The following is a 26,166-nucleotide window of genomic DNA, read 5'->3' on the forward strand; positions in this document are numbered from 1 at the left end:
TTCGAGTTCAGCGAGTTCGAACTGGCCGATGCGGCCGCCCTGGCCACGCTGGCCGCCGCCCATCCGCATCACGCCGAGGTGATCGCCCGGCTGGCGCCCCGGCTYCCGCAGGGCTGACCGGCCGCGCTCCCTACGTTCGCCGGCAAGTTTTACGCGTAGCGGGCGGGCCTGGCCGCTGCCGYACGCCGATTTGGCGGCGTCGGGCGGCCGGGAACGGCTTTTGCAGAACCGGTCCACGGACCCGTTTTCGCAATGTCCGCATCCCCACCCCGCAAAAACCCCACAGAACGAGGAGTCATCATGGATAAGTCCAAGATCCCGGTCGGCCAGCGYCCGGCCCTGAGCCTGTTGCTGGACGACCATCGCGCCGTCAAGAAGCTGTTCAAGCAGTTCGAGGAAGCCAAACAGGACAGCGCCAAGCAGTCGATTGCGGCGGAAACCTGCCACGCGCTGAGCATCCACGCCCAGATCGAGGAGGAGATCTTCTATCCCGCCCTGCGCGGCGTTTCGGACAAGATCGACGACATGCTGGACGAAGCCAAGGTCGAGCACATGGTGGCCAAGCAGTTGATCGCGAAGATCGAATCGGGCGATAAGGCCATGCTCGACGCCAACTACAAGGTGTTGACCGAGTACGTCGGGCACCACGTGGAGGAAGAGGAAAGCGAGCTGTTCAAGGCGGTGATCCAGGCCAAGGTCGACCTCAAGGCGGTGGCGGCGCAGCTCGAGGAGCGCAAGCACGAACTGGAAGGCGTGACGGCCTGATCGTTGGCGCGGACGAAAAAAGGCCCATCCGAGGTGGATGGGCCTTTCTTTATCGCTGCGATGCGTGGCGTTTAGATCGCTTTATCGCCCTTAACCTTGATTGGCGAGCAGATCGGCCAGTTCATCGGCGTGTTCTTCCTCGACGGCCAGGATCTCTTCCATCATGCGRCGCGTGGTCGGATCCTTGTCGCCCAGGTACTGGACGATCTCGCGATAGCTGTCGATCGCAATCCGCTCGGCCACGAGGTTCTCGCGGATCATGCTGGCGAGGTCGTCGCCCTCGGAGTACTCCGAATGGCTGCGCGTCAGCAGGCCGTCCGGCGACAGGTTGGGTTCGCCGCCCAGTTGGACGATGCGCTCGGAAATCTGGTCCGCGTGGCCTTGCTCCTCGTTGGAATGCTGGAGGAATTCGTCAGCAACGCTCTTCGAGTTCGGGCCCTTGGCCATGAAATAGTGGCGGCGATAGCGCAGCACGCAGACGATTTCCGTGGCGAGTGCGGTATTGAGCAACTCGATCACGGTGTTGCGGTCGCCGTCGTAGCCCTCGGTGACGGCGCCGTCTTCGATCTTCTTGCGGGCACGTTCGCGGAGAGTCTTGATGTCGGTGAGGAAGGGTTGGGATTGCATTGTGATGGACTCCTTTGCCAACCGTGAGCGGGGACTTGTGTGGGCACTTTATGTGGGGATTTGGTGCGTATCTATCTTAGAGTTCCGCGCACGCCGCGCGGCGTCAGCCCGTGCCCCATTCTGCTATCGGGTTCGGTCCTACAACCCGCCCGCCGGGGCTAGGCCGGCAGCAGCCGCGCGCGCAGGAAATCCACAAAAGCAGTGACTTTGGGCGATGCCACGCGGCGGCGCGGGAACACCGCATGGAAGTCCTGCGCCGGCCCGGTCCACGCCGGCAGCACGCGGCGCAGCCGGCGCGCGGTCACGTCCGGGGCGAGGCTGCGGTCCATCGCCAGCGAGAGTCCTTCGCCGGCACACAGCGCGTCGTGCAGCAGCGCGGGGTCGCTCGCCACGATCACCGGATCGATCGGAAAATCCCGCGCACGGCCGGCGGCCTGCCGCAAGGGCCACGCATAGCCGCGCTCGCGCCGCGCCTGATGAAGCGCCAGCGTCGCGTGGTCGAGCAGGGCGGCGGGATGGTCTGGCACACCGTGCCGCTTCAGGTAGGCGGGGCTGGCATAGACGCCGGTCGGGAAACTGCCGAGCCGGCGTGCGATGAGGTCGGAATCGGGCAGCACGCCGAGGCGCAGCGCCACGTCGATCTCTTCGGCAACGAGGTCGAGCGGCACGTGCGAGGCAAGGATCTCCAGACGCACTTCGGGATAGGCCGCACGGAAGGCGGCCAGCAGGGGGGCGATCCACGTCGTGCCGAACGAGTACGGCAGCGTCACACGGAGCCAGCCGCGCGGGCCGTGCTGCAACTGCTCGACGGCGGCCTGGGCGTCGTCGAGGTGGCGGGCCAGGAGCTGGCTGTGCTCGAAGTAGGCCGCGCCGGCGTCCGTCAACGCCAGCCGGCGTGTGGTGCGGAGGAGTAGCTGCGTGCCGAGCTGGGCCTCCAGCGCCATCACGCGCCGGCTGACCGTGGTCTTGGGCATCTGCAACGCGCGCGCCGCCGCCGTGAAACTGCCCGATTGCACCACGCGCACGAAGATCAGCGTGTCGTTAAGGTCTGCCGCCATCGTTCTGGTCCCTGCTAAGGCCCGCTTTTAGGAGAAATGCGATTGTCCCATCAATGGGCCAATGCTGCCCGGATCCGGGGACTAATCACGACGCCACTCGCTCCGTAAGATCGCCCCATCGAATCCAACAAGGCAGGAAGGCGATCATGAAATTGAGCGAGTACGTGACCTATGACGCGGTCGGGCTGGGCCAACTGGTGGCGCGCGGTGAGGTGAGTGCGGGGGAACTGGCGGAAGTGGCCCGCCGTGCGATTGCCGCCGTGAATCCGAGGATTGGCGCGGTGGTGGAGGACTGGCCGGCCGATGCAGCCGGGTCTTCGGCGGCACCCGGCAGTGGGCCGCTGGCCGGCGTGCCGTTCCTCGTCAAAGATCTCGCGCTGTCGATGGCGGGCAAGCGGCTGGAGCTGGGCTCGCGGCTGGCGGCGGGCCTCGTGGCGCCATCGGACTCGTTCCTGATGCAGCGGCTGCGCGCCGCCGGGCTGGTAACAATTGGCCGAACGGCTACGCCGGAGATGGCGTTCAGCACCGCGACCGAGTCCCTTCAGCAGGGCGCCACGCGCAACCCCTGGCAGCCGGCGTTGAGCGCGGGCGGTTCCAGCGGCGGGGCCGGTGCCGCCGTGGCGGCCGGGATAGTGCCGCTGGCGCATGCGACTGATGCCGCTGGGTCGATCCGCGTGCCGGCGGCGTTCAACGGCCTGTTCGGGCTCAAATCCACGCGTGGCCGGGTCTCGAACGGTCCCGGTCTGGACGAAGTCTTCGCCGGGCTCGGCGTGCAGGGCGGGCTGAGCCGCACGGTGCGCGACAGCGCCGCGCTGCTCGACGCCATGCACGGCACCGCCGCCGGCGAGCCGTATCACACGCCCGCGCCGTCCCGACCCTTTCTCGACGAAGTGGGGCGGGAACCGGGCCGGCTGCGCATCGGCGTGATGGTGCCGCCGTTCARCGGGGCTGGCGTGGCCCCGGTCATGGCGCAGGCGGTGGCGGGCGTGGCCGCGCAGTTGGCAGGGCTGGGCCACCATGTCGATGACGTCACGCTGCCGCTGGGCGCATCGTGGGAGGCGGTCGTCCTGGCGAATGCGCGCATCTGGTGTGCCACGCTGGTCGGCTGGATCGATGGCGTGGCAGCGGCCACCGGGCGCCCCATCGACGCCACCACGCTGGAGCCGCAAACACTGGCGGCGTACCGCTACGGCCRGCGCGTCACCGGCCCCGCCTTCGCGGCAGCGCTCGACGTGCGCAACGCGGTGACGCGGGCCACGGCGACCTGGTTCGATGACATCGACGTCCTGCTGACGCCAACGATGCCGGCCCYGCCTGAGCCGGTGGGCACCTATGCCGCCGGCGCGGCAACCATGGATGGACTGGACTGGACCGACCGCGTGTTCCGGCACTCGCCCTACACGCCGGCGTTCAACGTGGCGGGGCTGCCGGCGATGTCCGTGCCGCTATGCGTGGACGCGGCGAGCGGGCTGCCGATCGGCATGCAGTTCGGGGCGGGGTTCGCGGAGGAGGGGATGCTGTTCCGGCTGGCGGGGCAACTGGAACGGGAGATGGGCTGGGCGGGGCGCCGGCCAGCCGTCTGGGCTGGCGCGGCGCAGGCTTGATGGGCGATCAATACCCGTAACGGTTGTAACCGGGGTTGTAACCTTGGTTGTAGCCCTGGTCATAGCCCTGCTGGTACTCGACCTGCCCGTAACCCGCCGGTGCGGCCGGCGCGCACGGCACGTAGGCGCGCTGGTAGTTGCTGTAGCAGTAGCCCGGTGGCACCTGCGGGGCGGCGTAGGCCACCGGCTGCGGCGGCGCGTAGACCGGCGCCGGTGCAGCCACCACGGGCTGGCTGAAGACCGCCGCGCCGATGGCCAGCGCCGCGATGGCGCCCACCGCCAGCGCAGCCGCGGCGCCGTCCGACCCGCCGCCACCGTGATGGCGGCCGCGGGCCGACGCCGGCCCGGCGGCCAGCATGGCGGCGCAGAGAACGGCAATACCGGTGTAACGAATCGATTGGCGCATGTCGGGCTCCTTGTCGGCCGATGATCGGCCTTGCTCGATGGAAGCCATCATGCCCTGCGACGCATTACAGTGGGTTACGCGATGGTGAGCAGATGTTACGGCTGCAACATATGGCGCCGTGCCCGGAAGCGACCCCGCTTACTCGCTGGCTTCGGCCAGGAACCAGGCGCGGCGCTGGGCCTCGTCGATCCAGTTCTCGAGCAGGCTCGCCGTGGCCACGTCGCCGTGGTCGTCGCAGACGGCGTGGGCGTCGAGCATGATCGCGGCCAGTTGCAGATTGTCGGCGCGCAGTTCCGCCAGCATGTCGCGCGGGGCCACGCGGTCGGCATCGTTGTCACGCAGGCGCTGCTGGCGGGTGACATCGCCGATGGAGCGCAGCGTGGTGGCGCCGAGCTTGCGCACCCGCTCGGCAATGTCGTCGGTGATGGCGAAGATCTGCGCCGACTGCTCGTCGAGCATCAGGTGATAGTCGCGGAAGTGCGGGCCGGACATGTGCCAGTGGAAGTTCTTGGTCTTCAGGTAGAGCGCGAAGACATCGGCAAGCAGCGGGTTGAGGTGCGCCGCGATGGCGGCGACGCCCTTGGCGTCCGGGACGGACGTGGCGACGGTGGTGGCGGTGACGAGGGAGGGTGCGGGCATGGTGGCTCCTGGTTGTCAGGGGGTTCGGCCCGCCATGATCGGGCCACGCCCCGCGCCGGCGTTGCCGCCGGCCCCCGGAATTGTCGATAACGCACGTTGGCGCGCCGGGCCGGGGGCGGCCGGGCAGGCTGCCCGCCGAGCCGGACCAGACTATACATACATATAGTTCCGCCGCAGGGATGGGCCTCGTATCATGCCAGCACGCATCCCGGCAAGTCGGTCCGGGCCCGCTGCGTGTTTCAGTCCGGTCGAGGTAGTCGCTTTGCACAACAAACAATTATTGGCCATCGTTGACGACGACGACTCCGTGCGAGTCGCCACGTCGCGCCTGGTTCGCTCCCTGGGCTGGGAAGTCATCCTTTTCGACACCGCCACGGCGTTCCTGAACTCCGGCTGTGCCGCCGAGGTGGATTGCGTGATCTCCGATGTCCAGATGCCCGGCATCACTGGCATCGAGATGCATCGCCGGCTGACAGAAGCCGGCGTGCACGTGCCCGTGATCTTCATTACCGCGTTTTCCGTGGAAGCCACGCGCAGGCAGGCGATGAAGAACGGTGCACTTTCCTTCCTCAATAAGCCGGTGGACGGCGCCGCACTGCAGGCGTGCCTGGATCGGATCGGCAAGGCGGCGCCGAGCGCATAAGTGCCGTGCCCTGCGGTGCGTCACTTTTGCCACCCGCTATGTATAATTCCTGCGCACACATCCCGCGGGATCGATGGYACGTCCGTGCCCGATCGCACCACGACTGTGCAAGCGACCGCCCCGCAAGACTGCCGACGGCCAGCGGTAGTTGAAACCGCCGAAGTCCCCCCCGAGGAGCCACCCCGAGCATGTCCGAGCCAACCGCCGTGCACAGGCCGAAATCCGAGAATCCGCGCGCGCTGCTGACCCTGGCGGCCCTGCTGACGCTGGGGATTTTCCTGATCGATGTCCTGACGCCGCTGACGATTGCCGTCGCCGTGCTCTACGTGGTGGTCGTGCTGCTGGTGGCTGCCACCGGCTCGCAGCAGGCCACGCTGTATTCGGCCATCGGCTGCGCCGCGCTCACCATCTTCGCCTTCCTGTTCCAGCGCACGGTCACCGAGGACGCCGGCCCGCTGGCGCGCTGCGTGTTCAGCCTGCTGGCGCTGGCCAGCACCTCGCTGCTGGCCATGCGCAACCTCGCCAAGACCGCCCAGCTCCACGAGGAAATGCAGATCCGCGCCACGGCCGAGGCTGCGCTCGCACGCAGTGAAGCCTTCCTGGCCGAAGCGCAGCAACTGAGCCAGACCGGCAGCATCGCCATGCGCGTGCCCGGCGACACGATGACGTGGTCCGACGAGGCCTACCGGATCTTCGGCTACGACCGCACGGTGACGCCGGGTCCGGACCTGGTCCTGGCGCGCGCCTATCCYGAAGACCTGCCGCTGGTGATATCCGTGCGCGACCAGATGCGGCAGGGCGTGCACCTGATCGACGTGCGGCATCGGCTGCGCATGCCGGATGGCACGGTCAAGCACGTGCACCTGGTGTCGCGCCTGCGCGAGTCGGCGTCGGACTATACCGAGTACGTAGGCGCGCTGATGGACATCACCGCCGCCGTCCAGACTCAGCAGGCCTTGCAGCGCACCTCCACCGAACTCGCGCACGTGATGCGCATGACCACGCTGGGCGAGCTGGCGGCGTCCATCGCCCATGAGGTGACGCAGCCGATCGCGGCCATCGTCACCTGTGGGGACTCCGCGCTACGCTGGCTGAACCGKGCGCAGCCGGACGTCGCCGAGGCCACCCAGTCCATCGACCAGATGATCCGCGACGCGCGGCGCTCCAGCGACATCATCCGGCAGATCCGCTCGATGGCGCAGAAGCGCGATCCGGTCTACGCCGAGACCGCGCTGGACAGCCTGGTGCGYGAGTCGATCGAACTGATGCGCCGGGAGCTGCAGGAYCACCATGTGGAGTCGGCGATCGACCTGGCGCTGCCGGACGCGATGATCTGCGGCGACCGCGTGCAGCTTCAGCAGGTGCTGATCAATTTGCTCCTGAACGCCGTGCAGGCGATGGAGGGCACCGGCCGCCCCCGCAAGCTTTGGGTCAACACCGCGCTGGCCGAGTCGCGCCAGGCGCAAATCACCGTGCGGGACGCCGGCAAGGGCATCGCACCGGAAGAGGCCGGGCGGCTGTTCAGCGCGTTCTTCACCACCAAGGCCGAGGGGATGGGCATGGGCCTGTCGATCTGCCGCTCCATCGTCGAGGCGCACGGCGGCCGCATCTGGGCCGACTCGCCACCCGAGGGCGGCGCGGCCTTCCACATCATGCTGCCGCTGCATCTCGCCGATGCACCGGACGGCGAATGCGCGGCCCTTCAGCAGACCGCGGAAGCAGGGAGCGAACATGGGCAATGAGTCGGGCGCGGTCAACGAGGCGGCGAGTGGCGTGGTCTATGTGGTCGATGACGACGAGTCGATGCGGATTGCCGTGGCGATGCTGCTGCGCTCCGTCGGGCATCAGGTGCAGACGTTCGCCTCCGCGCAGGAATTCCTGGCGTGCGAGCGGACCGACGCGCCAAGCTGCCTGATCCTCGATGTCCGGCTCAAGGGCCAGAGCGGCCTCGCCGTGCAGGAGCAGATCGGCGCGGACCAGGTCAGCATTCCCATTGTCTTCATGACCGCCCATGGCGACATTGCCATGTCGGTCAAGGCGATGAAGGCGGGTGCGACGGACTTCCTCGCCAAGCCGTTCCGGGACCAGGACATGCTGGACGCCGTGAACAGCGCCCTGGCGCGCGACGCCCAGCGGCGCGTGGCCGATCAGTCGAGCGCGGACTTGCGCCAGCGCTTTGCCACGCTGACCCAGCGTGAGCGGGAAGTGATGGCACAGGTGGTGCGCGGGCTGATGAACAAGCAGATCGCGTCGAACCTGGGCCTGAGCGAGATCACGGTAAAGATCCACCGTGGCCAGGCCATGAAGAAGATGGGCTCGCGTTCGCTGGCCGACTTCGTGCTGAAGGCCGAAGCGCTCGGCATGACGCCGGCGGCTTCGCAGTAAGCCATCAGCGATCGCGTCAGACCGGCGCCCACGTCGAGATCAGGGCCGCCATGCCGCAGCAGGCGGTGCAGACACCAAGCCAGTAGCAGATCATCTTGCGTTCGCGTCGCGTGACGGCGACGGGGTAAGACACGTGCTGGGCGGACATGGTCGGGGTGTGGATGTGCATGATGGGCTCCGGGTGGGCAGGCCGGAGCATCGGCGTGCCGGATGCCTGTTCGATGGCCCGCTGTCGGGGCATCGCAAGAGGCGGTCGCTGGGTGCGTGGGCCTGGACTCAGGCGTCCGACTTCTCGGGCGATGCCGAGACGCCGGTCAGGTCGCGCCCGGCCAGTTGCAGCGTGGCGGAGGCATTCGCGGGCTGGTCGAAGCGTGCGCCCTGGGTGTACGGGTCGCGCGGAGAATCGACACGGGCACCATCGGTGTAGGGGTCRCGCGGCGAGYYGACGCGGGCACCRTCGGTGTACGGGTCACGCGGCGAGCTGACGCTGGCGTGGGCCACGGAGGCGAGGCCGCCGAGGCTGCCCAGCACGAGCAGGGCGGTTGCGGAAACGATGCGTTGGGTGCGTGTGGTCATGGGAATCTCTCCATCAGTGAGGGTGCAGCTTTGGGTTTCCTGGCGGCTGCCGCGCATTGCTGGCTGCCTGGAATCAAGCTTAGAGACTCACGCCCCGAAAATCATTTGTACATCCGTCGCCGCCGATAGCGCATTCGTTGCGGGACCTCATCCTTAGGTTTAACTCGCCGCAACCCCGGCCACGACGGCCTGCGTGAGCAGGACGTCGGCGAGGATCATCGCGTCGGCATTGCGCGCACGCGGACGCTGCGGGCGGGGCTTGTAGATGGCATCGCCGGGCTCGATCTGGCGTCCGCTCATCGCGCAGAAGCCCGCCACGCGCGCGAAGGCCGTGCCCCATTGCTGCTCGCCGTAGCGGCAGTGGGTGGCATCGTTCCACGACAGCACAGCRGTGTGCGAATCGGGCATGTCGATGATGCGGATCAGCACGCCGGCCAGATCCTGGCGACCGCAGCGCTGGTAGGACACGGGGCTGCCGGCCGGTTGGTCGGACTGCGCAAACAGCAGCCCGAGTGCCTGCTGCCAGGGGTCGGGGCGGTTGCGCGTGGGCGCAACCTGGTCTGTCACGAGGTTGTCTGCAAGCATGATGGGGCTCCGGGTTGAGGGCGACGGCTGCTCAGGCAGCCTTGCGCTCCAGGCTGCGTTTTACGCGCCAGTTGTAGGGGGTCTCGCCCACAAAGCGCTTGAACACGGTGGTGAAGTGAGATTGCGAGCGGAAGCCGCAATGCATGGCGACGTCGAGAATCGACTGGCCGCTGGCGCTCAGCAGCGACTGCGCATGTTCCACGCGCCGCCGCAGCAGGTATTCGTGCGGCCGCAGGCCGGTGGCGCGGCGGAACTGCGCCGCGAAGTGCATGCGGGTAAGACCGGTGCTCTGCGCGATATCGGCCAGACCAATCGCTTCGGACAAATGCGCGTCGATGTAGTCCGTGGCACGGCGCAGGCGCCACGGCGGCAGCGGCGCCAGGCTGCCGCCCGGGGCCTCCGTCGCACCGGCCTGGAAATGCCGCGCCACGAGGCGCGAGACGATGGCCAGGCTCACGCTCTCGACGAAGATGCGGCTCGCGCCGGCGTCTTGCACCTGGGTCATCGCCAGGGCCTGGCCGAGCCGTTCGAGCGCCGGATCCTGCAGCAGCTTGGGCGAGTCGAGCACGATGTCGCCGGCATGGGGGCGATCGAACAGGTCGGCGTGGCATTCGGCCAGCACCGCCTGCGTGGCGTAGAGGTGGAGCACGTCGGCGGGCGCCTGGAAGGTGGCGCGCACCGGTACGCCCGGCGCGGTCACCTGCACGGCCCCGGCGGTGACCCGCCCATCCACCAGCGGCCGGCCCGCATGCACGAACGCCAGCGTGGTGCAGCGCAGGTTCATGGCGATGCAGTGGTGGGCGTCGGCGCCGGGATGGGAAACCTGGAACGGTTCGCTGGGCTCGAGCGTCCAGCGCGAGACCGGGATCTGGGCGCCCGTGTCGTGGGAAGGTGCGCGCCACTGCTGCTCGGCGCCGATGAGTCCTGGTGGCGCGGGTAGGCGGGCGGTACTGACCGGGAAGAGCGAAGCGTGATGCATGACGGCCCCTTTGAACTGAACGTTGAAGCGGTTCTGGGCCGCTAGACCCAGCATGGCTTCAAGGTATATCAGGCAAAGAAGGCCGAATAGCCCTACAAACGGTTGCGCACGGTGTCAAATGGTTTGCGCAACTCATACCTTGGTTTAGTCGGCGGGGGGCCGGCCACCAAGGGAAATGGGCTTCCGAAGAAGCAAAACGGGCTTCCGAGGAAGCCCGTCGCCCGCTAGATATTACGCGGTCTCATAAGGATATGCGTTCAGGCGCTGACGGGCGCGCCGCCCGCCGCCGATTCCTTGGCGAACAGGCGCTTGGACGTCGCCACATGACCGGCCAGCACCGGCCGCAGCACCACGATGGCCAGGAAGGCCGCCGTCAGGTCCATGCCGGCCACGGTGTAGAGCACCGTGGACCACGTGCCGGTGGCCTCCATCATCAGGTTGCCGATCGGCACGAACAGCGCGCCAATCCCCTTCGCCGTGTAGAGCACGCCGTAGATCTTGCCGATGTGCTTGGTGCCGAAGGCGTCGCCGGCCAGTGCCGAGAACAGCGAGTAGACCTCGCCCCAGGCCAGGAACACCACGGCGGACAGGATCAGGAACGCGTACGGGTTGCTGCCGAAGTACCCCAGCGCGATGATCCCGATGCCCTCCAGCGTGAAGGCGATCACCATCGTCTTCTCCCGGCCGATATGGTCCGAGATCCASCCGAACATYGGCCGCGAGATGCCGTTCATGATGCGGTCCAGCATCAGCGCCAGCGGCAGGGCCGCCATCACGAAGAAGTGGAGATCGACCTTGAAGTCCTTGACGCCGAGGTCCTTGGCGATGACGCCAAGCTGGGCCACGGCCATCATGCCCCCCGTCACGACCAGGATGAACATGATGAACATCAGCCAGAACAGCCTGGTGCTCATGGCCTCCTTGAGCGTGTAGTCACGCGTGGCCTGGGCCAGTTTGTTCGACGCCCGGGTTTCCTGGCTACGCGGCGAACGCAGGAACCACGCGGCAACAAACGCGATGGAGCCTTGCAGCACGCCGAAGAAGAAGAACGTGTCCTGGAAGCCGGACGTCTCGATCATCGCCGCGATCGGCAGGATCGTGGCCGCCGAGCCCGCGCCGTAGCCGCCGGCGGTCAGGCCAACCGCCAGCCCGCGCCGGTCCGGGAACCATTTCAGGGCATTGTTGATACAGGTGGCATAGATCGACCCGACGCCAATCCCGCCCACCGCCGCGCCGAAGTAGAAGCCCGCCAGCGTGGTGGCCTGCGAGTTGATGATCCAGGCCGCGCCGATGAACAGTGCGCCGAACGCCACCATCAGGCGCGGGCCGAACTTGTCGATGAAGTAGCCCTCGATCGGCGCGAGCCAGGTCTGGACCAGCACGAACAACGTGAACGCCACCTGGATCTGCGCGCGCGGCCAGCCGTAGGTCTGCTGGATTTCCGGCACGAACAGCGTCCAGGCGTACTGGATGTTGGCCGTGGCGACCATACAGACGACGCCGAAGGCCAGCTGGATCCAGCGGGTCCGTTCCGATGCCTGCTGGTTCGGGGTGAGTGCGGCGGAGGATGGACTAGTCATGGCGCGCTCCCTGGGTGGTTTGTTGTGGCATGTTTTGTCTCCTGTTTCCTGGATGCGATGTGCGCTCGCGAAAAGGAATAAATCGTATGCCGGCCCATTTATCGATTGGGCGGTCAAATACAAAGTATGTGATATACCAGCGCAGCGCAAGATAAAGACGCAGCAGGGTTTTCACCAAATACAGTGATTATCGGAATCAATGCGGCTGGCTCAGATGAGGGACGAATCAATAATGGCAAAAAAAATGCCCGCAGGCGTCCCGGCGGGCGGAGGCACGTTGCGTGACACCAGTCCGCAGCATGTAGTCGCAGTTATACGCACAAAATAAAGGGCGCGTACGTGGTTTTCCGCCAAATGACAAAAATGTAATGGAGATAATCCAGGCAGGGCGATGGATTAAATCGCAAATTGACGCGATGCGGAAAAATGAAAATACGTGGGAATAAGCGACGGGACGTCGCGCGGGAATAAATGCGGCCAGTCCGATTGATGGATTATCAGCGGGGAYGAATCAGATTAACTCATGAATCCGCGCGGCAACGCGCGGCGGGGGCGAGGGAAACCTCAACCCCAGTGCCGCACCCGCCCGGTATCCACGTGCACGAAGTTGTCGCGCGTGTAGAGGCCCACGCCGCCGCCGCCCAGGGACACCGCCGCGTCGCGCAGGTCCGCCAGCGGCACGCCGGGCAGGCGGATGTCGATGGCCATGCCATCCATATGCAGGCTGCGCCGGGCCACGCCACCGCCCCGGGTCTTGCGCAGGCGCTCATTGGTGACCGGGCTGCGGTAGCCGGAAATCACCTCGTACGCCTGCTCGGCGCCCAGCACCCCGCGCAGGTCGGAGAGCAGCCCGAACAGCTTCGGGTCGATGTTGCCCACGTCGCCCGAGTAGTGGTCGCGCAGGAAGCGGTTCAGCGCCTGCTGGGCGTCCGGCAGCACCTGATCACCCATCGCGTAGACCAGCGAGATCTGCTCGCCGGTATGCGTATGCGAGAACGACAGCGCCCGCGCGCCCGGCACGCTGGCCAGCGCCAGACGCGGTACCGACAGCGCTGACAGACCCGCAGCTAAGGCCACACCGCCGGATTGGCGGAGGAAACGGCGACGGGCTGGCGTGTTGTGGGAATACGTCATGGCGATGGCGGCGAAGGGGGCGATGCGCGAAATCGGCGGTTAGGAAGGACGCGCCGGACTGGCGGCAGCATCGGTCGTGGGGCTTTGCCGCCGCACGGCACGCTGCTGTAGCGCCTGATCGAGCACTTTGTCCTGCCCGTAAATGTCAGCGAGGAAGTATACCCGGCCATCGGCCCGCGCAATCGCCGTGCCGTAGGCCAGCACCACTGGCAACGGCGCCTGCAGTGACACCGTGTTCGAGCTGCCCTTGGTCATGGCCTGACGGATGCGCGCCTCGGTCCAGTCCGGCTTGTCCTGCAGGACGAACTCGGCGAGTTCGACCGGCGCCTCCACCCGGATGCAGCCATGGCTGAAGTCGCGCCGGTCGCGCTGGAATAGCTGCGGCGAGGGCGTGTGATGGAGGTAGATGTTCTGGTTGTTCGGAAACACGAACTTGATGTCGCCCAGCGCGTTCAGCGGCCCAGGCCGCTGGCGGATGCGCATCTTGCCGGCCAGCACCGCGCTCAGGTTGGCCTCGTTCAGCGTCGGCACGGCCGTCGTGCCGGACACGAACTCGAAGCCCTGCCGCGTGAAATAGCCCGGATCGCGCCGGAAGTGCGGCACCAGTTCGGCCCGCGCGATGGAGGGCGGCACGTTCCAGTAGGGRCTGAACTCGATGTAGCGCATGTCCTCCTCGAACAGCGGCGTGCGCGTGTCCAGCGCCTTGCCGACGATGACCTTCATCTCCAGCCGGATGTCGAGCTTGCCGTCGCGATAGTCATAGGCGCGCAGCACGAATTCCGGCACGTTGACCACGATCATGCGCGGGCTGTCGGCCAGCGGGGTCCAGCGCAGCCGCTCCATGGTCAGCGCGATCTGCCTGACGCGTGCCGACGGGGGCGTATTCAGCTGGGCCAGCGTGCCCTTGCCGATCACCCCATCGGCGGTCATCCCATGACGAGACTGGAAGGTCTTCACGGCCTCCACCAGCGCGCCCTTGTAGCCGTCCGGTGCGGGCGTGCCTGCCGGCAGGTCGCCCAGCGCCGCCAGCCGTTGGGCCAGTTGGGGCAGGGCGCTGTAGGGCTGCCCCGGCGTCAGCTTGCCGCCGGGCGGCGCGGGCAGCGGTGCATTCCACAGCGGCTCGGCGGCCAGCGCGCGATAGCGGGCCAGCGCCGTGCGCAGCGTGCCATAGAGCGGGAACGCCGGCGGCGCTTCGCGAATCGCATCGGGCAGCCGGTTGGCGGCCAAGGCGGCGCGCAGGGTGGCGTCCGGGTCGAACGGCTTTTCCTTCGAGACATCGAAGCCCGCATGCACCTTGCGCGGATCGACGCGCCCCCGGTGCAGATCGGACAGATAGTGTTGCATCGACTGGGTCAACGCCCCGTCGATACGCTCCACGGCTTCCGGCGCCAGCGCGGGTCCGGCAGCGGCCTGCGTGACGATGCGGCCCAGCGACTCGGCATCGTAGTCCTGGGCYTCKAGCCCATCGGCGCCCGCATCGCTCAGTGCCGTCACGGCCTGCCGCGCGGCCTGCGTYGGCTTGCCATCGACAAACCAGAGCGGCTCCGCCCACGCACTGGCCGCGCCGCAGAGCAGCCACGCCACGCAGGTCGCGGCAAGGCGGTAGCGGGCACGGGAGGGGGAAGGGGCGGGCGGKATCGGCGGCGTTACGGCAAATGTCATCGTCATTGGCATGGGCGAGTGCATTGCGGGAACGGGGTATCGTACCCGATCGCCATGCGACGGTCGCTCACCCGGACGGCAATCTCCTCGTCGTGCGTGACCAGCATCAGTGCCGCGCCGGTGTCCGCGCAGGCTTCGAGGATCAGCGCCAGGGTGTCCTGCTGCGTTACCGGGTCCAGCCGCGAGGTGGGTTCGTCGGCGAACAGGAAGGCGGGCGTCAGCAGTAGCGCACGCAGCAGCGCAAMGCGCTGGAGTTCGCCGCCAGACACCGCACCCGGCCGGCGCGCGAGCAGGTTCGGCGCCAGTTTCAGCCGCTTGAGCAGCGGCGCGATGCGCGCCCGGTCGATCCGGTGCAGCGCGGCCAGATCCTCCAGCGCGCGGCCAATGCTGGTATGCGGGGCGAACGCGCCGGCCGGGTCCTGATAAAGTTTTTGATAGCGCACTTTTGCGATCCCATCCGGCCGATGTACCGTGCCGCCGTCCGGTGCGACCAGCCCGAGCAGCACGTTGCCGAGGGTCGATTTGCCGCTGCCGCTGGGCCCGGTGACCGCCAGTCGCTCGCCGGCGTGCAGGGTCAGGTCGAGGGAACGGAACAAGGTCCGGTCGCCGAATTGCTTGGTCACGCCGCACGCGCGCAGGATGTCATCGCCACCGGGCGACGGGGCGGTCAGCGGCGGCCAGTTCGCTGGCTCGGCRGCCACCAGCGCGCGSGTATAGGCATGCCCGGGCGCACCGAGGACCGCCGCGGCGTCTCCCCGTTCGACCAGCTTGCCGTCGAGCATGACCGCCACATCGCCGCCCAGCGCACGGGCCACGGCGATGTCGTGCGTGATCGTCAGCAGCGCGCAYCCTTCGCCGAGCGCMGCCTGCAGCCGGGCCACCAGTTCATCGCGCCAGACTCGGTCGAGGCCTTTGGTGGGCTCATCGACAATCAGCACCGGCGCGCCGCCCGCCCGAGTGATGGCGAAGGCCACCCGCTGCGCCATGCCGCCGGACAGCGTCGTCGGCCACGCCTGCGCCGCGTGCGCCATGCCCAGCCCGTGCAGGTCGTGCAAGGCCCGGCGCCACGCCTGCGCGTTGCCGATCCCGGCCAGCGCATGCGTCTCCGCCAGTTGCCGGCCCACCCGCATGGTCGGATCGAGCGCGAACCACGGCTCCTGCGGCAACAGCGCCAGTTGTCGGCCCCACATCGCCCGCCGCGTGGCGGGGTCGGCGGCGTCGCAGCGGCGGCCATCGACCGTGAGGGTGCCGCCCGCGCGCAGGCCGCGCGGCAGCGTGCCCATCAGCGCATGCGCCAGCAGGCTCTTGCCGGAGCCGCTTTCGCCGAGCAGCGTCAGGGCGCGTCCGGCCTCCAGCGTGAACGACACCGGCGCAAGCAGCTGGCCGTCGGCGCTGTCCACGGTCAGCGCATCCACGGCCAGCAGGGGATGGGTGTCGATGCGGGTCATGCGTCGGCCTCCGCCGGCGCGCCGGTCGATACCAGCACCAGCCCCAGGATGGCGATCCCGAGCAGCAGGATCGGCCAGGCGATGATCCACGGCGCCTCCGCCGCATAAGGGAGCAACTCGGTCATCATCAGCCCCAGTTCAGCCGCCGGCGGCTGCGCGCCCAGGCCGACAAAGCCCATCGCCGCCAGCGCCAGCACCGCCGCGCCGGCGCCAAAACTCATCAGCGTGGCCAGCAGCGGCGCCAGCTCGGGCAGCAGATGCCGCCGCACGATATAGCCGGGACCGAAGCCGAGCAGCCGCGCCGCTTCCACATGATGGCTGGCCAGTACCACGCGCGCCGTGGCCCGCGTCACGCGGTAGTACTCGACCCACAGCACCAGCGACAGGCCGACATAGAGCGGCCAGTAGTCGCCCGGCGCGAACGCGCTCAGCAACAACACCAGCAGCAGGCCCGGCAGCGCCAGCACCGCGTCCGCCACGGCGCCGGTCAGGCGCCGGTCAGGCGCTCGGTCCAGCCGCCGCGCCACGCGGCCAGCAGGCCGAGCAGCGTGCCCGGCACGGCGGCAGAGGCCACGCTCAGCAGCGCCAGCCCGAGCGAGAGCCGCGCCGCGCTCGCCAGCCGCGCCAGCATGCTGCGGCCCAGATGGTCGGTGCCGAGCGGCTCGGCCAGTTGCGGCACCTGGAGAATGCCGTAGAGGTTCTGCTCGAACGGGGCGCGCGGCGCCAGCCAGGGGCCGACGATGGCGAACAGCGCCAGCACCAGCAGCAGGGCGGCGCCGGCTTTGCGGCGGGGATGCCAGGTCATCGGCCCCTCCCGATGCGCACGCGCGGATCGATCGCCGCGCAGGCCAGATCCACCAGCGTATTGAGCGCCACGAACAGCAGCCCCATGACCAGCGCCGTGCCCTGGATCATCGGCACGTCCCGCCCGAAGATCGCGTGAACCAGCGCATGGCCGATGCCGGGCCATGCGAACAGCGTCTCGATCACCACCACGCCCTCCACCAGAAAGACCAGTTGCACGCCGAGGTAGGCCACCAGCGGCACGGCGGCATTACGCACGCCGTGGCGCAGCAGCGCGGCCCGGTCAGAGAGCCCCTTGGTGCGCGCGAACAGGAAATACGGCGAGGCGGTCACCGTGGCCATCGCATCACGTGCCACGCGCATCGCCGTGGCGGCGAGGCCCAGCCCCAGCGTGAGCGCCGGAGCGATCAGCGAGCCGTGCGCGGCATCSCCGCCGGCTGGAATCAGGCCGAGYTGGACCGCCAGCACGGCCACCAGCACGATGCCGAGCACGAACGGCGGCAGCGCGCGCAGCAGCACGGACAGCCACAGCGTCAGCCGGTCCAGCCGGCCAGCGGGCCGCAGACCYGCCGCGAAGCCGAGCGGCACGGCGATGGCGCACGACACCGCCAGCGCCGCCAGCGCCAGCGACAGCGTATGGCCCAGTTGATGGGCGATTTCGGCGGCCACMGGCGCGCCCGTCACCGCCGAGACGCCCAGGTCCATCCGCAGCAGGTGCCCCCACCACGCCACGAGGCTCTCGAACCACGGCAGGCCGAGTCCCAGCTCCATGCGCACCGCTTCGGCGGCCTGCGCGGTGACCATGTCGTAGCCATAGCGGCCGGCGGCGATCCGGAACGCCATGTCGCCGGGCAACAGCCGCATCATCAGGAAGCTCACCGTGCCGACCAGCGCAGCCACCACGAGCGCCTGCACGCCACGCTGGAGCACGATGCGGCCAAGCTGGCGCGTGGTGTCGCGCCGGAGGGTGGCGGTAGGCACGGCCACCGGGTCGGCGCCGGGCAACGCGGCGCGGGTCAGGTTTTCCATTGCAGTTGCGTCAGCCGGTAGGAACGTTCGAAGGGATCGATGGACACCCCAGCCAGCCGGGGGCTGGCCGCCAGCGTCTGGCGATACCAGACCACGGGGATCAGCGGCATCGCGTCGTGCAGCGTGTCCGCCACCTGCCGACGCAGCGCCTCGGCGCGCGGGCCTTCCGGCGTGGACGGCAACGCGGCCAGCGCGGCCGTCACCGCCGGCGAAGACCAGCGCATCGGCCCCCAGTCCCCGCCCTGGACCGCGAAGTCCTGCGCCACCGCACCGAAGGCGTCCGGCACCACGCCGAAGTTGCGCGCCAGCAGGCCCACYTCGAGCGTGCCGTCGCGATGCCCGAACGGAATGTCGCTCGAATTGCCCACCGCYACGCGCACCGYYAYGCCCACCTGCCGCCAYTGCTCCTGGATGGCGGCGGCGATGACCGGCAGCTCGGGCCGGTCCGGGAAGGTGCGCAGCGTCAGCGCGAGCCGATCCGGGCCGCGCYGCAGGAYGCCRTCGGCRTCGGGCCGGAAGCCGGCCTCRGCCAGCAGGCCGCRCGCGRCGGCMGGGTCGTAGGCCAGCGCAGGGAGKCGCGGATCGTGCCAGCCGGGCAGGGCGGGCGGGAACAACTGGCCTGCCGCCAGCGAAGGATCACGCAGGATGGCACTGGCGATGCCGCGCCGGTCCAGCGCCAGTGCCAGCGCGCGGCGCACTCGCGCATCGGCCAGCAGGGGATGGCTGGCATTGAGCTTCAGCAGCGTGGTGCGGGGAACGGTCACGGCATGCACGGCCACGGCGCGGCCACGCTGGAGCCGTGCGATGCTGCCCGGGTCGAGCCCATAGGCCAGCTGGGCTTGTCCGGCCTCGGCCATCAGCGCGCGCATCTCGGCGCGGCCCACTGACAGATACTCGGCCCGCGTCACGGCTGGCCGGGCGCCGTGCCATCCGTCGAACGCTTCCACGGCGAAGTGCTGCGGCGGCGCGAGTTCGGTCACGCGGTACGGGCCCGATCCGATGATCGCGCGCACCGTGCCGTCGGCGCCGAACGAGGCCGGCGCCAGCACCTGCGTGCTGCTATGGGAGAGCAGGGCTAGCAGGGGGGCGAAGGGGCGCGCGAGCCGGATGCTTACCGCACCGGTTTCGGCATCGATCCCCGCGATGGGCGCCGCACCCAGCACCCCGGCGGCATGGCGGGCGCGTCCGAGGGCGGCAACCACGTCAGCRGCCRTCACCGGCGTGCCGTCATGGAAGCGCGCGCCCGGCCGCAGCGCGAAGCGCCATTGCAGGCCGTCTGGCGACRTCTGCCAGCCRGCCGCCAGCCCCGGTACCGGCACGCCGGCCGGGGCGTAGTCGACCAGCGTCTCGGTGACCTGCATGCGCGAGAACAGGTAGCCGTTGCGCAGCGGATCGAGGCTGGACAGCTCCCACGGCCCGATCACGCGCAAGGTCGGCCGCGGCTGCGCGAACACGGCTTTCCCCGCGCCCACCGTCGACACAATCGGTGCCGCCAACGCAGCCTTCAGCAGCCGCCTGCGCTTCCCAATGTTCCCCATGGCGTCAGTAGCTGAGCCGCAGGCCCAGCCGCACCGTGCGGCCCGCGCCCGGCAGCACCCAGACGCTGCTGTAGGAACTGGCGTACCAGGTCTTGTCGAACAGGTTGTCCACGTTCAGCGTCACGCGCACGGTCTTGCTGTACTGCCAGTAGGCCAACAGGTCTGCCAGCGTGTAGGCGGGCAGCGAGAAGCTGTTCTGCGCATCRCCYGACCGTTTGCCGACGTAGCGCACGCCGCCGCCCACGCCGTAGCGCTGGCCGATGGGCGCAGCGTCCTCGTAGACCGCCATCAGGCTGCCGCTGGTGCGCGGGATGTTGAGCAGCGGCGTGCCGACGGGCAGCGTGCTGTCCTCGGTGATCTCGGCGTCGGTATAGGCCAGGTTGCCGCTCAGRCGCCAGTGCTTGCCGAGCTGCCCGGYCACGTCCAGTTCCACGCCCCGGCTGCGCGCCTCGCCGGCGGCCACCGAATAGGACGGATCGACCGGGTTCGCGGTCAGCACGTTGCGCTTGCGGATCTCGTACACCGCCAGCGTGCCGCCGATGCGGCGGTCGTCGCTGTCCACCTTCACGCCGGCCTCCACGGCGCGGCCGTGCTCGGGCGAGAACGCGTTGCCTGCGGCGTCGCTGCCGGCGTTGGGCCGGAACGAGCGGCTGGCGTTGGCGAACAGCGACACGTTGTGGCTGGCCAGATAGGTCAGCCCCACGCGCGGCGACACCGCCGTCTGGTGCTGGCTCGTCTCCGTGCCGCGCAGCCGGTTGTCGAGCGACTGGTTGAACGTATCGAAACGCACGCCCGCCAGCAGCCGCCAGCGCTCGCCCAGCCGCAACTGGTCCTGCGCATAGAGGCCGAGGCTGGTCTGGCGCTCGTAGGTGTCGGTGTTGGGGGCCAGCGCGGGCGGCGTCTGGCCGTACACGGGCTGATAGATGTCGATGGCGTAGGGCGCGGCGGCGCTGGGGTTGCGCCGCAGCTGCACCTGCGTATTGGCGAAGCGGTAGGTGTCGATGCCGACGATCACCTCGTGCCCGACTGGTCCGGTGGTGAACTTGCCGGTCACATCGGCCTGCAGCGACACATCGTCGGACTGATAGTCCCGATAGCGCCGCTGCCGCGTCAGCGTACGGTTGTCCGCCTGCAGCGCGCTCGCCTCGGTCGAATAGCCTTCCAGGCTGCCGCCGCGATAGGCCACGGCCAGCCGGCCCTTCCAGTCGGGCGAGAACTGGTGCTCCACACTCAACTGGTGCGACTGGCTGTCCAGCCGCATCGCGCCGTCATTGGGCTCGCCCAGAAAGCGCGAGCGCGGCACCGCGCCGAGCCGTCCCTGCACCGCCACCACGCCACGGTCCAGCGGCGTGGTGAAGCGCTGGAATTCGCCCGCGTACTGGACGATGGTGTCGGCGCCGAGCATCCACGTCAGGGACGGCGCCACCAGATAGCGCTGGCTGTCGATGAAGTCCCGCGTGCTGCCCTGGTGGTCGGCCACGGCCACCAGCCGGCCTGCCAGCGTCTCGGTAATCGGCCCGGTGAGGTCGGCGGCGGCACGGTAGCCGTCGCGGCTGCCCACCTGGAGATCGTAGGTCTGGCCGGGCTGGAAGCGCGGCTGCTTKGTGACGATGTTGAGGCTGCCGCCGGGCTCGCCGCTGCCATAGAGCGACGAGGTCGGCCCCTTCAGCACCTCCACGCGCTCGATGGTGGCGGCATCGCGCGGGGCGGTGAAGCCCCGGTTTGCCGTGAAGCCGTTGACCAGATAGGCCGCGCCGGTGTTCTCGTTGCCGGAGAAGCCGCGGATCGCGTAGTTGTCCCACAGCCCGCCGAAGCTGTTCTGGCGCGCCACGCCGCTCGCGTAGTCGAAGGTCTGGTCCAGCCGCGTGGCGCCGATATCGTCCAGCAGCGCGCGCGGCAGCACCCGCACGGACTGCGGCACCTCGCGCAGCGGGGTCTCGGTCCGCGTGGCRCCGCTGGCCAGCGCCGGCGCGTAGGCGTCGTCCGCCTGGCTGACCACGGATACCTCGGGCAGGAGCGGGGCGTCGTCGGCCTCGGCGGCAGTGGCGGCCATGGCGGTGGTCGTGACAAGCGCGGCGTAGCGCAGCCGGTGGCGGCGAGCGGAAAAATAACGAGTTCGCATCGGAAAAGATGGTCGGCGAGGGAAAAGGAACARCTTCCTTTTTGCAACAGGGTTGCATTATAGGGAAATTTGCGACGGATACGCCACCACTTTTTCCGCAGATCGACATGCGAAACAACCGCAACAAAACTATTGAAAAGGCCCCCGAAAAAATTGACTTCAGCCGCGCGGGCCGGCGGCGTAGCCTGTGCGGATCCCTATCCTGACCGCCCCCATGCCCGAGCTGGCCGACCTCGTCACGCCTTCGCCGCCCTCGTGGATGCCGCAGACCACTGGCTGGCTCGTGGTGGGACTGGTCATCCTGGCCGGTCTTGCCTGGCTGGGCTGGCGCGCCGGGCGGCGCTGGTATGCCAATCGGCATCGACGCGCGGCGCTGGCGGAGCTGACGCGCTGGACGCCCCAACTGGCTGGCGACGATCGCACCCGGGCCCAGGCCCTGCTGGGGCTGGCCGAACTGCTCAAGCGGGTGGCTTTGGCCGAATGGCCGCGCGAGGCCGTCGCGCCCTTGTCCGGCSCCGGCTGGCACCAATTCCTCCACGCCCACGCGGGCACSGCCGCCGACGCSGTGCCCGGSCTCGCCGCGCTGGTCGATGACGCCGAGTACCGGGGCGCCACCGTGCTGGCCGCGTGGCCGCCGCAACAGGCCCATGCCACAGCCGATGCCTGCCGCCGGTGGATCGCCGCCTACCGTCGGGATAGCCGGGATAGCCGGGACTCGCCGCCCAACCGCCRATGATCGTCTTCGCCTATCCGTGGCTGTTCGTGCTGTTGCCCCTGCCGCTGCTGGTCTGGTGGCGGCTGCCGCCGTACCGGGAGCGCAGCGCCTCCGTGCGACTGCCGTTCTTCGAGGAAGTGGCCGATGCGGTCGGCCTGAAGCCGGCCACCGGCGCCCACGTGCCGCGCCGCAACCTCGTCCAGCGCGTATTGGCCCCGATTGCCTGGGCGCTGGTGGTCACGGCGCTGGCCCGGCCGCAGTTCCTGGAGCCCCCTCTATATAAGAAGGAGCCCGTGCGCGACCTGCTGGTGGCGCTGGACCTCTCCCAGTCGATGGACACCCGCGACTTCCGCGATACCGCCGGTGCGCTGGACACCCGCGTGCATGCCGTGCGCCAGGTGGTGGGGGATTTCGTCGCCCACCGCCCCGGCGACCGCATCGGCCTCATCGTCTTCGGCGACGCCCCGTACCCGCTCGCCCCCTTCACGCTGGACCACGCGCTGGTGCGCACGCTGATCGCGGACATGGTGCCCGGCATGGCCGGCGCCAGCACGGCGCTGGGCGATGCCATCGGCCTCGGCATCAAGCTGTTCGACAACAGCCACGCCGCGGAGAAGGTGATGATCGTGCTGACCGATGGCAACGACACCGCCAGCCGCATGCCGCCGGCGCAGGCCGCCGAGATTGCGCGCACGCGCGGGGTGGTGGTGCATACGATCGGCATCGGCGACCCGGCGGCCACGGGCGAGGCCAAGGTCGATCTGGATATGCTCAAGCGCATCGCCAGCAGCACCGGCGGGCGCTATTTCTTCGGCGCCGACCAGAACGCGCTGGCGGCGATCTACGCCACGCTGGACCGCGTCACCCCGCATCAGGAGAAGACCCTGAGCTGGCGCCCGCGCCGTGAGTTGTTCATGTGGCCGCTCGGCGTGGCGGTGCTGATCGTGCTGGGCTACCAGCTGGCGATGGCCGCCTACGCGCGCTGGACCTTCCGCGCCGCCCCACGCGCCTCCCGGGAGCCTGCCGCATGAGCGCGCTGTTCGAATCGCTCGCCCAGTTCCACTTCCTGCGCCCGTGGTGGCTGCTGGTGCTGCTGGCCGCCGCGTGGCTGCCGTGGGCGGTGGGGCGGCAGGGGGATGTGCGCCGGCGCTGGCGCGGCACCATCGCCCCGCATCTGCTCGATGCCCTCGTGGTGGGCGAGAAGCGCCGCCGCGCAGTGCGCCCGGTGCATGGGATTGCCGCGCTGCTGGCGCTGGGCGCCATCGCGCTGGCCGGCCCCACCTGGGAGCGCGAGCGCCCGCCGTTCCTGGCTGACAAGGCGCCGCTGGCCATCGCCATCGACCTCGGCACGACCATGGACGCCATCGACGTCAGCCCCACCCGTCTGGAGCGCGCCAAGCTCAAGGTCAAGGCGCTGCTGGCGCACCGCGACGGCGGCCGCACGGCGCTGTACGCCTACGCCGGCTCCACGCATATGGTCCTGCCGCTGACGGACGATGCGGACCTGCTCCAGACCTTCGTCGAYGCGCTCCAGACCCGCATCATGCCGGTGCCCGGCAAGGACACCGCGCTGGCCGTGCGCACCGTCGACACGGCGCTCGCCAAGGAGCCGGTGCCCGGCACGATCCTGTTGCTGACCGATGGCGTGGAAGCCGGCGCCGCCAAGGCGATACAGGCGCAGCACGGCAGCCGGCGCACGCAGGTGGTGGTGCTCGCCATCGGCACGGCGGAGGGCGGGCCGCTGCGCGCGGGCGACGGCGCCGCGCCGGGGCTCGATGCCGATGGCCTGCACGCGCTGCGGGACAGCGGTATCCCGGTGGCCACGCTGACCACGGACAGCGACGCCGATGTGGCCTGGGTGCAGCGCCACGTGCAATCGCATGTGGAGCAGACCCACGCCAGTGACACGCAGCGCTGGCGCGACGCCGGCTGGCCCCTGACCATCCCCATCGCGCTGCTGGCSGTGCTGTGGTTCCGGAAGGGCTGGTCCGTGCGATGGATCGCCGGGCTGGCCGTGGCGATGGCGCTTGGCGCGCCGCCTGCGCCTGCACAGGCTCAGGCTCAGGCTCCAGCCCAGGCCGCCGAGAAATCATGGACCTGGGCCGACCTCTGGCTCACCCCCGACCAGCAAGGCCGGCGCGCGTTCGAACGTGGCGATTACGCTATCGCCGCGCAGCGCTTCACCGATCCGATGTGGCGCGGCGTGGCCTACTACCGCAACGGCCAGTACGCGGAGGCCGCGCGCGCCTTCGGGCAGGTCAACACGACGGATGGCCAGTTYAACCTCGGCAACGCGCTGGCGCGGCAGGAAAAATATAAGGAAGCCTCGGCGCGCTATCGGCTGGTGCTGCAACAGCGKCCCGGCTGGCAGCCGGCGCAGAAAAACCTCGCGTTGATGACGCAGATGCTGGCGCGCAAGCCGCCCCCGCAGAGCGACGAAGAGTCGCCCGACATCCCGCCAGACAAGATCGTCGACGACCCCAGCAAGCCCCCGCCGCCGCCCAGCGACCAGACCCAGCAGATGGGGCGCGTGCAGCAGAACGCCGAGATGTGGATGCGGGCGATCCAGACCTCGCCCACGGAGCTGCTGGCACGCAAGTTCGCGCTGCAGGAGGGCAAGCCATGAGTGGGTGCCGGATGCGTCACGCCGTGGGCGTGGTCCTGCTGTGTGCCGCTACGTTCGCCCACGCGGCCGGGCCCGCTGTGCACGTGAAGGTGGTCGGGCCGCAGCCGGTGGTGGCGGGCCAGTCGGTGCAGGTGGAAGTCACCGTGCTTGCGCCGAATTTCTTCCTGTCCGCGCCGGCCTTCCCGGTGCTGCAGATCCCGGGCGCGGTGGTGACCATGCCCGACGACCGTGGCATCAACTCCACCGAGACCATCGACGGCGCCAGCTTCGCRGGCATCCGCAAGACCTACGTGGTCACGCCGCAGGGCGCCGGGGACTTCGCGYTGCCGCCCATCGAGTTCCGCTTCACCCACGCCGGGAGCGATGGCAAACCGCAGRCGGCYACCGTCACGCTGCCGCCGACGACGATCCACGCCAGCGGGCAGGCGGGAAAGAGCGGGCAGGGCACGGCGACGCTTCCGGCTGGCGCGCTCCAGGTGACCCAGCAGTTCGACAAGCCCATCGACGAGAACASCAAGCTGCGCGCCGGCGACGCRCTGGTGCGCACCATCACCATCGTCGCGCGGGGCACCCCAGCGATGATGATCGCCCCGCCGGCCCCGCCCGCCCTKCAGCCGCCGCGCGGCGTRCGCCAGTTCCGTGCCGATCCGGTCCTGCAGGACGACGCCTCCGGTGGGCGCCGCATCGAAACCATTACCTATGTGTTCGAGGACAGCGGCCGCCACACCTTGCCGGCGGTGCCGGTGAGCTGGTACGACGCCGCCACGGGAAGGCGCGCGGCCTCGACGGCCCCGGCGGTGACCGTGATCGTGGCGCGCGCGGCACCCGGGCTGGGGCTGTCGCCGTCGGGCGGGCTGGCATGGCGCCCGCCGGCCTGGCTCGACGAGGTCGACTGGCGCATGACCGGCGCCATCGTCCTCGCGGTGCTGGTGCTGGGCTACGGGATCTGGCGATGGCGTAGGGGGCACGGTGCCGTCAGTGCCGCATGGCGCGCCCGCTGGCATCGCACCACGGAGACGTGCAGCAACCTCTGGCACCGCTCCGGCCTGCCGCCGCTGAATCCCGGCCAAGGTCCCGGCCAGGACTAGTTCTTTTCCGAAATCATTCAGATCGCACAAAAAAAGTTTGCATTCCTTTCGCTGCATGGAGCCTGCAAACTCCTCAGTGTTCACTGAAGTGCACTGGACGAGGGGTGGCATGTCACAGGGGCAGCGAGGGAAAGCTAAGTTGGGTGCGAAGGT

26 protein-coding genes are annotated in these 26,166 nt (G+C 69.1%); 9 read left to right on the top strand and 17 right to left on the bottom strand.

Features of this window, described 5'->3' with window-relative positions; genetic code table 11:
• Nucleotides 1-300 precede the first annotated feature (300 nt).
• Nucleotides 301-765 carry a hemerythrin domain-containing protein gene (locus tag AB4Z27_RS26255; protein ID WP_092296557.1) on the top strand — a complete coding sequence of 155 codons (465 nt, stop codon included), beginning with the start codon at nucleotides 301-303 and terminating at the stop codon, nucleotides 763-765.
• A gap of 90 nt (nucleotides 766-855) precedes the next feature.
• Here the strand turns inward: AB4Z27_RS26255 and AB4Z27_RS26260 are convergent, their stop codons facing one another.
• Both AB4Z27_RS26260 and AB4Z27_RS26265 read right to left on the bottom strand, forming a co-directional pair.
• On the bottom strand, nucleotides 856-1,392 hold the full coding sequence (locus AB4Z27_RS26260; RefSeq protein ID WP_441593218.1) for a ferritin-like domain-containing protein: 537 nt from the start codon (nucleotides 1,390-1,392) through the stop codon (nucleotides 856-858).
• 158 nt (nucleotides 1,393-1,550) lie between these two features.
• A complete protein-coding gene (locus tag AB4Z27_RS26265) occupies nucleotides 1,551-2,450 on the bottom strand; it encodes a LysR family transcriptional regulator (protein ID WP_092296552.1) in 900 nt (299 codons plus the stop codon).
• A 146-nt stretch (nucleotides 2,451-2,596) separates the two neighbouring features.
• Here AB4Z27_RS26265 and AB4Z27_RS26270 point away from each other — a divergent pair, with 146 nt between their 5' ends.
• Nucleotides 2,597-4,054, top strand: coding sequence for an amidase (locus AB4Z27_RS26270; protein ID WP_441645632.1), 1,458 nt, complete (start codon nucleotides 2,597-2,599; stop codon nucleotides 4,052-4,054).
• Nucleotides 4,055-4,061: 7 nt separating this feature from the next.
• Here AB4Z27_RS26270 and AB4Z27_RS26275 read toward each other — a convergent pair whose 3' ends face one another.
• Nucleotides 4,062-4,460 (bottom strand): mechanosensitive ion channel protein MscS, encoded by a 399-nt coding sequence (locus AB4Z27_RS26275; protein WP_092296849.1) that lies wholly within the window; start codon nucleotides 4,458-4,460, stop codon nucleotides 4,062-4,064.
• A gap of 138 nt (nucleotides 4,461-4,598) precedes the next feature.
• Nucleotides 4,599-5,099, bottom strand: a complete 501-nt coding sequence (locus tag AB4Z27_RS26280; protein WP_092296546.1) for a Dps family protein — start codon at nucleotides 5,097-5,099, stop codon at nucleotides 4,599-4,601.
• Nucleotides 5,100-5,292: 193 nt separating this feature from the next.
• On the opposite strand from AB4Z27_RS26280, the gene AB4Z27_RS26285 reads away from it, so the two are divergent.
• The 3 genes from AB4Z27_RS26285 (at nucleotide 5,293) to AB4Z27_RS26295 (ending at nucleotide 8,127) form a co-directional block, all read left to right on the top strand.
• Nucleotides 5,293-5,742, top strand: a complete 450-nt coding sequence (locus AB4Z27_RS26285) for a response regulator transcription factor (RefSeq protein ID WP_369823483.1) — start codon at nucleotides 5,293-5,295, stop codon at nucleotides 5,740-5,742.
• 188 nt (nucleotides 5,743-5,930) lie between these two features.
• Nucleotides 5,931-7,484 (top strand): sensor histidine kinase, encoded by a 1,554-nt coding sequence (locus AB4Z27_RS26290; RefSeq protein WP_441645633.1) that lies wholly within the window; start codon nucleotides 5,931-5,933, stop codon nucleotides 7,482-7,484.
• Nucleotides 7,474-8,127: a response regulator transcription factor gene (locus tag AB4Z27_RS26295; RefSeq protein ID WP_092296537.1), complete on the top strand. Its 654-nt coding sequence runs from the start codon at nucleotides 7,474-7,476 to the stop codon at nucleotides 8,125-8,127. The genes AB4Z27_RS26290 and AB4Z27_RS26295 overlap by 11 nt, the downstream gene beginning before the upstream one ends.
• A 16-nt stretch (nucleotides 8,128-8,143) precedes the next feature.
• On the opposite strand, the gene AB4Z27_RS26300 is transcribed toward AB4Z27_RS26295, so the two are convergent.
• The 13 genes from AB4Z27_RS26300 to AB4Z27_RS26360 form a co-directional block, all read right to left on the bottom strand.
• Nucleotides 8,144-8,296 carry a hypothetical protein gene (locus AB4Z27_RS26300; RefSeq protein ID WP_177219953.1) on the bottom strand — a complete coding sequence of 51 codons (153 nt, stop codon included), beginning with the start codon at nucleotides 8,294-8,296 and terminating at the stop codon, nucleotides 8,144-8,146.
• Nucleotides 8,297-8,403: 107 nt separating this feature from the next.
• Nucleotides 8,404-8,703: a hypothetical protein gene (locus AB4Z27_RS26305; protein WP_441645634.1), complete on the bottom strand. Its 300-nt coding sequence runs from the start codon at nucleotides 8,701-8,703 to the stop codon at nucleotides 8,404-8,406.
• Between the two features lie 159 nt (nucleotides 8,704-8,862).
• On the bottom strand, nucleotides 8,863-9,288 hold the full coding sequence (locus AB4Z27_RS26310; protein WP_092296528.1) for a DUF3331 domain-containing protein: 426 nt from the start codon (nucleotides 9,286-9,288) through the stop codon (nucleotides 8,863-8,865).
• A 31-nt stretch (nucleotides 9,289-9,319) separates the two neighbouring features.
• Nucleotides 9,320-10,267 (bottom strand): helix-turn-helix transcriptional regulator, encoded by a 948-nt coding sequence (locus tag AB4Z27_RS26315; protein ID WP_092296846.1) that lies wholly within the window; start codon nucleotides 10,265-10,267, stop codon nucleotides 9,320-9,322.
• Nucleotides 10,268-10,524: 257 nt separating this feature from the next.
• Nucleotides 10,525-11,847 (bottom strand): oxalate/formate MFS antiporter, encoded by a 1,323-nt coding sequence (gene oxlT, locus AB4Z27_RS26320; RefSeq protein WP_092296525.1) that lies wholly within the window; start codon nucleotides 11,845-11,847, stop codon nucleotides 10,525-10,527.
• A 564-nt stretch (nucleotides 11,848-12,411) separates the two neighbouring features.
• On the bottom strand, nucleotides 12,412-12,981 hold the full coding sequence (locus tag AB4Z27_RS26325; protein WP_441593205.1) for a YcbK family protein: 570 nt from the start codon (nucleotides 12,979-12,981) through the stop codon (nucleotides 12,412-12,414).
• A gap of 39 nt (nucleotides 12,982-13,020) precedes the next feature.
• Nucleotides 13,021-14,643, bottom strand: coding sequence for a L,D-transpeptidase family protein (locus tag AB4Z27_RS26330; RefSeq protein ID WP_441645635.1), 1,623 nt, complete (start codon nucleotides 14,641-14,643; stop codon nucleotides 13,021-13,023).
• Nucleotides 14,644-14,645: 2 nt separating this feature from the next.
• The gene (locus AB4Z27_RS26335) at nucleotides 14,646-16,091 is read right to left on the bottom strand and encodes an ABC transporter ATP-binding protein (protein ID WP_441645636.1); all 1,446 of its coding nucleotides are present in this window, start codon (nucleotides 16,089-16,091) and stop codon (nucleotides 14,646-14,648) included.
• The gene (locus AB4Z27_RS26340; protein WP_441645637.1) at nucleotides 16,088-16,618 is read right to left on the bottom strand and encodes an ABC transporter permease subunit; all 531 of its coding nucleotides are present in this window, start codon (nucleotides 16,616-16,618) and stop codon (nucleotides 16,088-16,090) included. The genes AB4Z27_RS26335 and AB4Z27_RS26340 overlap by 4 nt, the downstream gene beginning before the upstream one ends.
• Nucleotides 16,579-16,896, bottom strand: coding sequence for a hypothetical protein (locus tag AB4Z27_RS26345; RefSeq protein WP_441645638.1), 318 nt, complete (start codon nucleotides 16,894-16,896; stop codon nucleotides 16,579-16,581). The genes AB4Z27_RS26340 and AB4Z27_RS26345 overlap by 40 nt, the downstream gene beginning before the upstream one ends.
• Entirely contained in the window at nucleotides 16,893-17,924 is a 1,032-nt protein-coding gene (locus AB4Z27_RS26350; protein ID WP_255370880.1) for an ABC transporter permease, read from the bottom strand. The genes AB4Z27_RS26345 and AB4Z27_RS26350 overlap by 4 nt, the downstream gene beginning before the upstream one ends.
• Nucleotides 17,912-19,378 (bottom strand): ABC transporter substrate-binding protein, encoded by a 1,467-nt coding sequence (locus tag AB4Z27_RS26355; protein WP_441645639.1) that lies wholly within the window; start codon nucleotides 19,376-19,378, stop codon nucleotides 17,912-17,914. Before AB4Z27_RS26355 ends, AB4Z27_RS26350 begins: the two co-directional genes overlap by 13 nt.
• An 88-nt stretch (nucleotides 19,379-19,466) precedes the next feature.
• A complete protein-coding gene (locus AB4Z27_RS26360; RefSeq protein WP_441645640.1) occupies nucleotides 19,467-21,515 on the bottom strand; it encodes a TonB-dependent siderophore receptor in 2,049 nt (682 codons plus the stop codon).
• 256 nt (nucleotides 21,516-21,771) lie between these two features.
• Between AB4Z27_RS26360 and AB4Z27_RS26365 the strand changes: the two genes are divergently transcribed.
• Genes AB4Z27_RS26365 through AB4Z27_RS26380 form a run of 4 tightly spaced genes read left to right on the top strand, consistent with a single transcriptional unit; the run spans nucleotide 21,772 to nucleotide 26,013 of the window.
• Nucleotides 21,772-22,320 (top strand): DUF4381 domain-containing protein, encoded by a 549-nt coding sequence (locus AB4Z27_RS26365; RefSeq protein WP_441645641.1) that lies wholly within the window; start codon nucleotides 21,772-21,774, stop codon nucleotides 22,318-22,320.
• On the top strand, nucleotides 22,317-23,330 hold the full coding sequence (locus AB4Z27_RS26370; protein ID WP_441645642.1) for a vWA domain-containing protein: 1,014 nt from the start codon (nucleotides 22,317-22,319) through the stop codon (nucleotides 23,328-23,330). Before AB4Z27_RS26365 ends, AB4Z27_RS26370 begins: the two co-directional genes overlap by 4 nt.
• Complete coding sequence (locus tag AB4Z27_RS26375; protein WP_441645643.1) at nucleotides 23,327-24,925, top strand: vWA domain-containing protein; 1,599 nt, start codon at nucleotides 23,327-23,329, stop codon at nucleotides 24,923-24,925. Before AB4Z27_RS26370 ends, AB4Z27_RS26375 begins: the two co-directional genes overlap by 4 nt.
• On the top strand, nucleotides 24,922-26,013 hold the full coding sequence (locus AB4Z27_RS26380) for a BatD family protein (protein ID WP_441645644.1): 1,092 nt from the start codon (nucleotides 24,922-24,924) through the stop codon (nucleotides 26,011-26,013). Before AB4Z27_RS26375 ends, AB4Z27_RS26380 begins: the two co-directional genes overlap by 4 nt.
• Nucleotides 26,014-26,166: the final 153 nt, after the last annotated feature.

Origin of the sequence: Cupriavidus sp. KB_39, from assembly GCF_052114485.1 — a bacterium.
Taxonomy (GTDB): Bacteria; Pseudomonadota; Gammaproteobacteria; order Burkholderiales; family Burkholderiaceae; genus Cupriavidus.

Bases quoted from the DNA above. Each gene is read 5' to 3' on its own strand.
- AB4Z27_RS26285 (WP_369823483.1), top strand. From the start codon at position 5,293: ATGCCAGCACGCATCCCGGCAAGTCGGTCCGGGCCCGCTGCGTGTTTC.
- AB4Z27_RS26315 (WP_092296846.1), bottom strand. From the start codon at position 10,267: ATGCATCACGCTTCGCTCTTCCCGGTCAGTACCGCCCGCCTACCCGCG.
- AB4Z27_RS26370 (WP_441645642.1), top strand. From the start codon at position 22,317: ATGATCGTCTTCGCCTATCCGTGGCTGTTCGTGCTGTTGCCCCTGCCG.
- AB4Z27_RS26295 (WP_092296537.1), top strand. From the start codon at position 7,474: ATGGGCAATGAGTCGGGCGCGGTCAACGAGGCGGCGAGTGGCGTGGTC.
- AB4Z27_RS26275 (WP_092296849.1), bottom strand. From the start codon at position 4,460: ATGCGCCAATCGATTCGTTACACCGGTATTGCCGTTCTCTGCGCCGCC.
- AB4Z27_RS26325 (WP_441593205.1), bottom strand. From the start codon at position 12,981: ATGACGTATTCCCACAACACGCCAGCCCGTCGCCGTTTCCTCCGCCAA.
- AB4Z27_RS26265 (WP_092296552.1), bottom strand. From the start codon at position 2,450: ATGGCGGCAGACCTTAACGACACGCTGATCTTCGTGCGCGTGGTGCAA.
- AB4Z27_RS26300 (WP_177219953.1), bottom strand. From the start codon at position 8,296: ATGCACATCCACACCCCGACCATGTCCGCCCAGCACGTGTCTTACCCC.
- AB4Z27_RS26345 (WP_441645638.1), bottom strand. From the start codon at position 16,896: ATGACCTGGCATCCCCGCCGCAAAGCCGGCGCCGCCCTGCTGCTGGTG.
- AB4Z27_RS26280 (WP_092296546.1), bottom strand. From the start codon at position 5,099: ATGCCCGCACCCTCCCTCGTCACCGCCACCACCGTCGCCACGTCCGTC.